Genomic DNA, 5,567 nt, shown 5'->3' on the forward strand with positions numbered 1-5,567 from the left:
CCGGCGGTGGCGGCGGCGCTCCGGGCCGTCCCGGTGGCGGCGGCTTCGGCGGTCGTCCCGGCTTCGGTGGCCGTCCCGGCGGTCCCGGTGGCCGTGGTGGCACGCAGGGCGCCTTCGGCCGTCCCGGCGGTCCCGCGCGTCGCGGTCGCAAGTCGAAGCGGCAGAGGCGTCAGGAGTACGAGGCCATGCAGGCCCCGTCGGTCGGCGGCATCATGCTGCCGCGCGGCAACGGTGCGACGGTTCGCCTGTCGCGCGGTGCCTCGCTGACGGACTTCGCGGAGAAGATCAACGCCAACCCGGCGTCCCTCGTCCAGGTCATGCTGAACCTGGGTGAGATGGTCACCGCGACCCAGTCCGTCTCCGACGAGACGCTGCAGCTGCTCGCCGACGAGATGAACTACGTCGTCGAGATCGTCAGCCCGGAGGAGGAGGACCGCGAGCTTCTCGAGTCCTTCGACATCGAGTTCGGCGAGAACGAGGGCGGCGAGGAGATGCTCGTCTCCCGTCCGCCGGTCGTGACCGTCATGGGTCACGTCGACCACGGTAAGACCCGACTGCTGGACGCGATCCGCAAGACGAACGTCATCGCGGGCGAGGCCGGCGGCATCACGCAGCACATCGGTGCGTACCAGGTCGCGACCGAGGTCAACGACGAAGAGCGGCGCCTCACCTTCATCGACACCCCGGGTCACGAGGCGTTCACCGCCATGCGTGCCCGTGGTGCGAAGTCGACCGACATCGCGATCCTCGTGGTGGCGGCCAACGACGGTGTCATGCCGCAGACGATCGAGGCGCTGAACCACGCCAAGGCGGCCGAGGTGCCGATCGTGGTCGCGGTCAACAAGATCGACGTCGAGGGCGCCGACCCGACCAAGGTGCGCGGCCAGCTCACCGAGTTCGGTCTGGTGGCCGAGGAGTACGGCGGCGACACGATGTTCGTCGACATCTCCGCCAAGCAGGGCGAGAACATCGACAGCCTGCTGGAGGCCGTGGTCCTCACCGCGGACGCTTCGCTGGACCTCCGGGCCAACGCGGAGCAGGACGCGCAGGGTATTGCGATCGAGGCCCACCTCGACCGCGGCCGCGGCGCCGTGGCGACCGTGCTCGTCCAGCGCGGCACCCTGCGGGTCGGCGAGACGATGGTCGTCGGCGACGCCTACGGCCGAGTCCGCGCGATGCTCGACGACAAGGGCAACAACGTCCAGGAAGCGGGTCCCTCGACCCCCGTCCTGGTGCTGGGTCTGACCAACGTGCCGGGCGCCGGCGACAACTTCCTGGTTGTCGACGAGGACCGCACCGCCCGTCAGATCGCCGAGAAGCGCGCGGCGCGCGAGCGCAACGCCGCCTTCGCCAAGCGCACCCGCAGGGTCTCCCTGGAGGACCTGGACAAGGTGCTCAAGGCCGGCGAGGTCCAGCAGCTCAACCTCATCATCAAGGGTGACGCGTCCGGTTCGGTCGAGGCCCTGGAGTCCTCGCTGCTCCAGCTCGATGTGGGCGAGGAGGTCGACATCCGCGTGCTGCACCGCGGCGTGGGTGCGGTCACCGAGTCCGACATCAACCTGGCGTCCGGCTCCGACGCGATCGTCATCGGCTTCAACGTCCGCGCCGAAGGCCGCGCGACGCAGATGGCCGAGCGCGAGGGCGTCGACGTCCGGTACTACTCGGTCATCTACCAGGCGATCGAGGAGATCGAGGCGGCCCTGAAGGGCATGCTGAAGCCGGAGTACGAGGAGGTCGAGCTCGGCACGGCGGAGATCCGCGAGGTCTTCAAGTCGTCCAAGCTGGGCAACATCGCGGGTGTCCTCATCCGGTCCGGCGAGGTCAAGCGCAACACCAAGGCGCGCCTGGTCCGCGACGGCAAGGTCATCGCGGAGAGCCTCAACATCGAGGGTCTGCGCCGCTTCAAGGACGACGTCACCGAGATCCGCGAAGGGTTCGAGGGCGGTATCAACCTCGGCAACTTCAACGACATCAAGGTCGACGACGTCATCGCGACGTACGAGATGCGCGAGAAGCCGCGCGGCTGATCGCACCACTCGATCCGGGGCCGGTCGGCGGGAGGAATTCCGTCGATCGGCCCCGGCCGTTGCGTGTACGGTGCCAGTGACCGCTACACCTCAGGCCCCACGGGTGGCTTACCCGGACTGCATGTACGTAGGGACGCTGTCCTTCGACCTCCTCCTCGGCGACGTACGGTCGCTGAAGGAGAAGCGCTCCGTCGTCCGCCCGATCGTCGCCGAACTGCACCGCAAGTACGCGGTCAGCGTGGCGGAGGTCGGCGAACAGGACCTCTACCGCCGGGTCACGATCGGCCTGGCGGCGGTTTCCGGCGACGCGGGGCACCTCACAGACGTACTGGACCGCTGCGAGCGACTGGTCGCCGCACGTCCCGAAGTGGAGCTGCTGTCGGTACGGCGGCGGTTCCACGGCGACCACGACGACTGACGCGACGGCCGGCCGGGTGACCGGCAGGCCGTGCGGGCCGTCGGCGCCGCAAGCACCATGGTGGAAAGAAACCAGAAGGAGAAGACCAGTGGCCGACAATGCGCGGGCGAAGAGGCTGGCGGACCTCATCCGGGAGGTGGTCGCCCAGAAGCTGCAGCGCGGGGTCAAGGACCCGCGGCTCGGCACGCACGTGACCATCACGGACACCCGGGTCACCGGCGACCTGCGGGAGGCGACGGTCTTCTACACGGTCTACGGCGACGACGAGGACCGGGCCAGCGCCGCGGCCGGACTGGAGAGCGCCAAGGGCATCCTGCGCTCCGAGGTCGGGCGTGCCGCGGGCACCAAGTTCACGCCGACCCTGACGTTCGTGGCGGACGCCCTGCCGGAGAACGCCCGGACCATCGAGGACCTGCTGGACAAGGCGCGGGCCTCCGACGCCAAGGTCCGCGAGGTGTCCTCGGGCGCCGACTACGCCGGTGAGGCCGACCCGTACCGCAAGCCGGGCGAGGACGACGACGAGGACAGCGCCGCCGAATGAAGCAGAAGGTCACCCCGCCGGACGGCCTTGTCATCGTCGACAAGCCGGCCGGCTTCACCTCGCACGACGTCGTGGCGAAGATGCGCGGCATGGCCCGCACGCGCCGCATCGGGCACGCCGGCACGCTGGACCCGATGGCGACCGGCGTGCTCGTCCTCGGCGTCGAGCGCGCCACGAAGCTGCTCGGTCACCTGGCGCTGACGGAGAAGGAGTACGTCGGCACGGTCCGGCTCGGCCAGACCACCGTCACCGACGACGCCGAGGGCGAGATCACCGAGTCCCTGGGCGCCAAGGACATCGGCCGGGACGCGATCCAGGCGGAGATCGACAAGCTGAGCGGCGCCATCATGCAGGTGCCGTCCAAGGTCAGCGCGATCAAGATCGACGGCAAGCGGTCCTACGCGCGGGTGCGCGGCGGCGAAGAGGTGGAGATACCGGCCCGCCCGGTCACCGTCTCCTCCTTCGTGCTGCACTCCGTCCACGAGACCGAGGCCGACGACGGCACCCCCGTCACGGACCTGCTGGTCTCCGTGGAGTGCTCCTCCGGTACGTACATCCGCGCGCTCGCCCGCGACATCGGTGCGGGCCTGGGCGTCGGCGGTCACCTGACGGCGCTGCGCCGCACCCGCGTCGGCCCGTACAAGCTCGACGCGGCCCGCACGCTGGACCAGCTGCAGGCGGCCGTGGACGAGCCCGAGGGCGGCGGCCTGCCGATCATGCCGATCGGCGAGGCGGCGGCCGCGGCGTTCCCGCGCTGGGACGTCACCGCGCAGCAGGCCAAGCTGCTCGGCAACGGCGCGCGCATCCCGATGCCGCTCTTCGACACGGACGGCACGGTCGCCGCGTTCTCGCCGGACGGCACGTTCCTCGCGCTGCTGGAGAACAAGGGCGGGAAGGCGAAGAGCCTGGCGGTCTTCGTCTGACGTCCGGTCCCTGTGTCCCGTGAGCCGGTGGCTCACGGGACACAGGCGTATGCGTATTCACCCCATCGGGCGGGCGCTCGGAGCGAACCGCGGGCGCGGACGGGGGCGCGTTCGCCGTGCGCCCTGTCCAGGACGATCACTGGCTGCCTACGGTCGAAATGACCCGGTACGCGCGTCGCTCCAGGTGAGCGGCGCGCGGAGCCGGATCTTCGGCGACGGCGGGAGGTACGGCGATGGTGGTGCAGGCGGCCGACGCGGCAAAGGCGCTGGTGCGCATCCACGACCTGGCCGGGCGGCCGCGCGGCACGGGCTTCCTCGCCGACCTCGACGGCACCTTGCTGACCAGCCACGAAGCGGTCGACGGGCTGGCCCGCCTGGTCCTGCACGGCGCGGCCGGGCGGACCTGCGCGGTCGGCGCGGACGCCGTCACCCCGCTCCCGGAGTCCGGCCTCGCCCTCGTCCGGACCACCGGCCTCGGCGTACCGCCGCTACCGGTCGCAGCGGGCCGCCCGGGGCCGGGGACGGAGGTACGGCTGTACGTGGACGGGGTGCGGGACGCGGCGCGTGTCATCGGGCGGGCGGCCGTCGTCTACACCGCGACCGATCGCCGCCACCAGCTGCCCGACGCGGTCGAGCTGGCCGTGCCCGGGCCGGCCGGCGAGGCGCTGCGGCTGGGCGGTCCGGCCGTCGGCGGGCTGGTGACCGACGCCGGAACGGGCGCGGTACTGGCCGTGGCGGGCACGGCACTGCACTGCGGGCGGCGGGCGGGGAGCACGGGGGTACTGGCGTACGCGTCGGGAGAGGGCACGTCCGCGTGGCCGGGGGAGGCCGGGCCCGAGGCCGTGCCGCGCGGGTTCGCGATCCCGCTGCACGCCGCGGCGGCGGCCGATCCGCGGGGGCCGCTCGCCGCGCTGCTGGCCCGTAACGCCGCGACCGTTCCCGCGTACGGCCCCGACCTCAACCTGGCCGGCGTGCTGGCGCTCACCACGACCGCCATGGGAACGGCGGGCGGTCCCGGGCCGTGGCGGGAGCCGGTCGAACGGCCCGATGTGGCGGAGGAGTTCGCGGCGTTCGGGGCGTGCGCTGCGGTGGCCGAGCCGGTGGCCGGTGCGGTGGCGGGGGCGGCGGGTGCTTCGGCGGGTACTCCGGTGGGCGTCCCGGCGGCGCGGGTCCTCGCCCTCGTCGGTGATCCCGGTACCGGGCGCAGCACGGAGCTGGCCGCGCTCGCCGCCCGCCGCGCGCGGGCCGCCGCGCCCGCGCCGACCCTCCGGCTCCGCGGCGCCGACCTGCGGGCCGCCGACCGCGGTCTGCGGGACGCGGTGGGCCGGACGCTGCGTTCGGCCGGCCGGGTGCTCAGCGCCTCGGGGCCGGCCCCGGGCGACCCCGCGGCCGCCACCCCCGAGGAGGTGGCCGGGCTCGCGCGGGCCGCCGGGCGCCCCCTCCTGGTCCTGCTCGACGGTCCCGAGGAGCTGCCACCGGACCTCGCGCGGCGACTCGCCGACTGGACCCGTGACACCGCGGAATGGCTGCACGGCGCCGGGGCCCGGCTCGTCGTCGCCTGCCGCCCCGAGTACTGGGAGACCGCCGGGGCCCTCTTCCCCGCCGCCGCCTTCCTGCACCGCCGGGTGGCGCGGCCGGTGCAGGAAGGCGGCGGGGAA

At 72.8% G+C, this 5,567-nt stretch carries 4 protein-coding genes and 1 pseudogene; all 5 read left to right on the plus strand.

Annotated elements, in window-relative coordinates; all coding sequences use genetic code 11:
* On the plus strand, positions 1 to 2,027 hold a 2,027-nt coding region (infB, locus tag ABT381_RS34755), incomplete at its 5' end, for a translation initiation factor IF-2 (protein WP_351601781.1).
* A 121-nt stretch (positions 2,028 to 2,148) separates the two neighbouring features.
* Positions 2,149 to 2,445 (plus strand): DUF503 domain-containing protein, encoded by a 297-nt coding sequence (locus ABT381_RS34760; RefSeq protein WP_351601784.1) that lies wholly within the window; start codon positions 2,149 to 2,151, stop codon positions 2,443 to 2,445.
* A gap of 88 nt (positions 2,446 to 2,533) precedes the next feature.
* On the plus strand, positions 2,534 to 2,986 hold the full coding sequence (gene rbfA / locus ABT381_RS34765) for a 30S ribosome-binding factor RbfA (RefSeq protein WP_351601787.1): 453 nt from the start codon (positions 2,534 to 2,536) through the stop codon (positions 2,984 to 2,986).
* Positions 2,983 to 3,909, plus strand: a complete 927-nt coding sequence (truB, locus tag ABT381_RS34770; protein ID WP_351601790.1) for a tRNA pseudouridine(55) synthase TruB — start codon at positions 2,983 to 2,985, stop codon at positions 3,907 to 3,909. The genes rbfA and truB overlap by 4 nt, the downstream gene beginning before the upstream one ends.
* Before the next feature lie 233 nt (positions 3,910 to 4,142).
* Positions 4,143 to 5,567 (plus strand): annotated as a pseudogene (locus tag ABT381_RS34775) (serine protease); the annotation flags it as partial.

It is taken from the genome of Streptomyces sp. NPDC000151, assembly GCF_040301705.1.
In the GTDB taxonomy this organism is placed as follows: domain Bacteria; phylum Actinomycetota; class Actinomycetes; order Streptomycetales; family Streptomycetaceae; genus Streptomyces.